5 protein-coding genes are annotated in these 3,881 nt (G+C 58.3%); 3 read left to right on the top strand and 2 right to left on the bottom strand.

Going from position 1 to position 3,881, the window contains the following annotated elements; all coding sequences use genetic code 11:
* Nucleotides 1–203: 203 nt before the first annotated feature.
* Nucleotides 204–704 carry a protein-export chaperone SecB gene (gene secB, locus ABF824_RS15895; protein WP_415489935.1) on the bottom strand — a complete coding sequence of 167 codons (501 nt, stop codon included), beginning with the start codon at nt 702–704 and terminating at the stop codon, nt 204–206.
* Nucleotides 705–792: 88 nt separating this feature from the next.
* Nucleotides 793–1,332, bottom strand: coding sequence for a histidine phosphatase family protein (locus ABF824_RS15900; protein ID WP_415489936.1), 540 nt, complete (start codon nt 1,330–1,332; stop codon nt 793–795).
* Nucleotides 1,333–1,508: 176 nt separating this feature from the next.
* On the opposite strand from ABF824_RS15900, the gene ABF824_RS15905 reads away from it, so the two are divergent.
* The 3 genes from ABF824_RS15905 to ABF824_RS15915 all read left to right on the top strand — a co-directional run.
* The gene (locus tag ABF824_RS15905; RefSeq protein ID WP_415489937.1) at nt 1,509–2,186 is read left to right on the top strand and encodes a Tim44/TimA family putative adaptor protein; all 678 of its coding nucleotides are present in this window, start codon (nt 1,509–1,511) and stop codon (nt 2,184–2,186) included.
* A complete protein-coding gene (locus ABF824_RS15910; protein ID WP_415489938.1) occupies nt 2,156–3,019 on the top strand; it encodes a DNA-methyltransferase in 864 nt (287 codons plus the stop codon). Before ABF824_RS15905 ends, ABF824_RS15910 begins: the two co-directional genes overlap by 31 nt.
* Before the next feature lie 113 nt (nt 3,020–3,132).
* On the top strand, nt 3,133–3,881 hold a 749-nt coding region (locus ABF824_RS15915; protein ID WP_415489939.1), incomplete at its 3' end, for a cytochrome-c peroxidase.

Here is a 3,881-nt window from a genome sequence, read left to right on the forward strand (position 1 = left end):
GTGCTGGCAGGCTGACTGGCACATCCGGCAAGCCCCGAGCCAGTAGCCAGCAAACCCGCCAGCATCAGGACAGACCTGACGGAAGCGGAGCGGCCACGAGAGAAAAAGAGAGCCATGACAGGCTGTGTCCTTCGGTCACTCATGAAAAACCTGAGCAAACAGGAATGAGAGAGTCAGTCTCTCATTCCGTTCACACCTGTCAATCAGGCGTGGCCAACCGTCTGGCTCACCTCGGCGCGACGCGCCTGCCACAGAGCGACGAAGTCGATCGGCTGCAGAACGACCGGCGGGAAACCGCCATCGCGTGTGACATCGCTGAGGATGTTGCGTGCGAAGGGGAAGATCAGACGCGGCACTTCGACCAGCAGCAGAGGCTCGATCAGTTCAGCTGGCGGGTTGTTCAGCGTCACAACAGCAGCATAGGTCAGTTCGGCAACGAACACCTTGCGACCCACCGCGCCACCTTCAGTCGCAGGCGCTTCGTCAGCTTCCGCCTTGATGGTCAGGGCGACCTGAAAATGCGGCTCGTCATTCTGAAGGCGCGTGGCCTGAACATCGATATTCACGGAAATCTGGGGCGCAGCCGTCAGTGCTGTAAAAATTTCCGGACCATGAGGAACTTCAAAGGACAGATCCTTTGTGTACTGCATGTTGATGGCGAGCGGGAGAGCCGGCGGAACCCCCTGTTGGGCTGCTTCAGACATCGTGTCTCTTCTCTGTTCCAGTGCGGACGGTCTCGTCCGGGAGTGTTGGCGGTAGCATGTCGAACAGGCTTCGCCAACCACGCAAGGGTTAAACCGCGGGCAGCGGCACCCGGGGATCAATCTCCAGCCACGAGCCGTTTTCCACACTGGTGTGGGCAAATGCGAGCAGGAATGCCCAGTGCGTGACCACCAGCGTGTGCTTCCAGTCGGGATTGGCAGCCATCTCGGCCCGGAACAGCGCCGCGCGCTGCTCGACTGATTCCGGACTCTCTTCGCCCTGGCTCCACCAGATTTCATCGAGATCGGTGAAATCAAGAGCGGGCCAATCCAGAGCCAGCTTTGAACGCGGAGAACCGATATCGCAGGAAAAGGCTGCGCGCTCTCTTATGATTGGGCTGACCGTGGGCACGATACCGAGCGCCCGCGCAATGGGAGCCGCTGTCTGGAGAGCCCTAGTATAAGGTGAGACCACGATTCGGCGGATATTCCTGTCCGCCAACCTCATCACCAGTTCGTCAGCCTGTCTCAGGCCGTGTCTGGACAGCGGGGGGTCGGAAATGCCGGGATCTTTTCGGGTGGCCGTAAAGAGTCTGTTGAATTCGGACTGACAATGACGGAGAACAATCATGATTTTGCACATAGTGCGGCACTGTTCGAACAGCAATCCTTTGATGCCAGATTGAGATGGATCAAATCATTGCACCCTGAGGCGTCCGCTCCTATTCTCTACTCTCTTGCTTGACTTTCGGCGGCACGCGCTTATGCACCCGCCTGCTCCTGTTTTTTTCTTGGATGGCACGTCTTATGGAAGGTTCCTTCGGCCATTTTCCGGTCGATATCGTGGTCTTTGCACTGATCGCGGTGTTTCTCGCACTGCGTCTGCGCAGCGTTCTGGGAAAGAAGGTTGGCTTCACCGCCGCTCCCATACCGCAGGCCGCGCCTCCGGGACCGACCGGTCCCGTCATTGAAGGTCGTGCTGTCCCGGTGGCTGCGATGCGTTTTGACGTGCCTGACCCGGCCACACGTGTTGGCACCGTTCTGGCCGAAGTCGCGAGGAAAGAGCCCGGTTTTGTCCCGCAGCAGTTCCTGTCCGGTGTGGAAGGCGCGTTTCGCCAGATCGTGACGGCCTACGCGGCTGGAAATCGGGCTGTCCTCAAGGAACGCCTGACCGCAGATGCCTTTGCCGCATTCGATGCCGCCATAACCGCCCGTGAGAGCGCTCAGGAAACACAGAAGAGCGAAATCCGGGCGATCGACAGCATTGCGATTGAGGATGTGGTGCTGAAAGACAGCCCTGTGGGCACAGGCGCGACCATTGATGTGCGCATCGTTTCCGATCAGATCAGTCTGGTCGTCGATGCTGAAGGCAAGCCTGTGACTGGCACCGATGCCGTGACCGAGTTCTCCGACCTGTGGACATTCGAGAAGCTGCTTGGCGTGTCGGGCGCCACATGGCGTCTGGCTGCGGCGCGGAGTGCGTGAAGGAAAAGACTGACGCTCCTTCCGCCCCACCACGCACACGTCGGTTTCGGGTCGGGCGGCAGGAGATCGTTCTTGGTGACTGCCTTCGCGTTCTGAAGCGCATGCAGGCCGAGAGCGTGGATGTGATCGTCACCTCTCCCCCTTACAATATCGGCCTTGGCTATCGGTCCTATCAGGATCGCCGGACTGAGGACGAATATCTCGACTGGATGATGGGGGTGGCATCAGCGCTTCGTCGCGTGATGCGTCCAGACGCCTCGTTCTTCCTCAATATCGCCGGAACATCCTCCGAACCCTGGCTGCCGTTTGAACTGGCCGTCCGCCTGCGTTCGCTGTTCGTGCTGCAGAATCATATTTCATGGGTAAAATCGATTACTGTTGGCGACACGTCCTTCGGACATTTCAAGCCCGTCAACAGCAAGCGTTACCTCAACCGCAATCACGAGCATCTGTTTCACCTGACGCTCAAGGGCAACGTGCCGATCAACCGCATCGGAGCGGGCGTTCCGTTCAAGGACAAGAGCAACATCGCCCGCCGTGGACATGCGCAGGATCGACGCTGTCGGGGCGACACATGGTTCGTGCCGTATGAGACGGTGCGTGGCCGGGAAGAGAAATTCAATCATCCGGGCACGTTCCCGACAGCCCTCCCCGAACTCTGTCTTCGCCTCCATGAGCAGGATGACGCTGTGGTGCTGGACCCCTTTATGGGAACCGGCACGACTCTTCTTGCAGCTGAGGAAATGGGCGCGCGAGGGATCGGGATTGAGATCGACCCGGACTATGTGGCGATTGCGCGCCAACGGCTGCGAGAGAAATGCCAGCAGACATGATTCAGATCATCGATTTGTCCGATCATTAAAACAAATATTATCGTTTTGACGGATTGCGGTTCTGTAATGCACATAGTGCATCACGGAATTCATCGATGTTTGGAGCCCCCCACGTGAAACGCGTCATCGCCGCTCTGGCCTGCGCAGGAGTCGCCGCTTATGGCGGAACTGTCGCATATATTCAGCATTTCGATCATCAGGGCGCCCCGACCCTGTCGGCGGATTCGCCAACCCAGCAGAACGCCGTCGCCAAAGCGGCGTTCGATGTGCTGCGGGAAGCCCGCTGTGACTACTGTCACACTAAAGGCGCCGATCTGCCGTTCTACTTCAAGCTGCCGATCGCAAGCTCCCTGATGCAGAAAGATCTGGATCAGGGTCTGCGGCATTTCCGTATGGAACCGGTGATTGCGGCTTTCCAGAAAGGCGACGCTCCGAGCGAGGAACAGCTGTCCCGTATCGAAGAAGTCATCACTCAGAACAGGATGCCGCCCTCCCTGTATCTGCTCATTCACTGGCATGCGCATCTGAACGAAGATCAGCGCAAGACGGTTCTGTCATGGATCGCCAATGAACGTCGCACCCATTATGCAGCCAAGGATGTGGCCGCCAAATTCGCAGCGGAACCTGTGCAGCCCATCCCCGAAAGCTGGCCGGTCAGCGACACGAAAGTGGCCCTCGGTGAGCAGTTGTTCTTCGACAAGCGTCTGTCGGGTGACAACACGCTCAATTGCGCCAGCTGTCATGGACTGGACAAGGGTGGCGTGGACAATCTGGTGACGGCCACCGGCATCCACGGTCAGAAAGGTCCAATCAACGTTCCGACGGTTTACAACTCCGTTTACATTATCGTGCAGTTCTGGAA

Origin of the sequence: Acetobacter sp., assembly GCF_047721705.1 — a bacterium.
Lineage (GTDB): Bacteria > Pseudomonadota > Alphaproteobacteria > Acetobacterales > Acetobacteraceae > Acetobacter.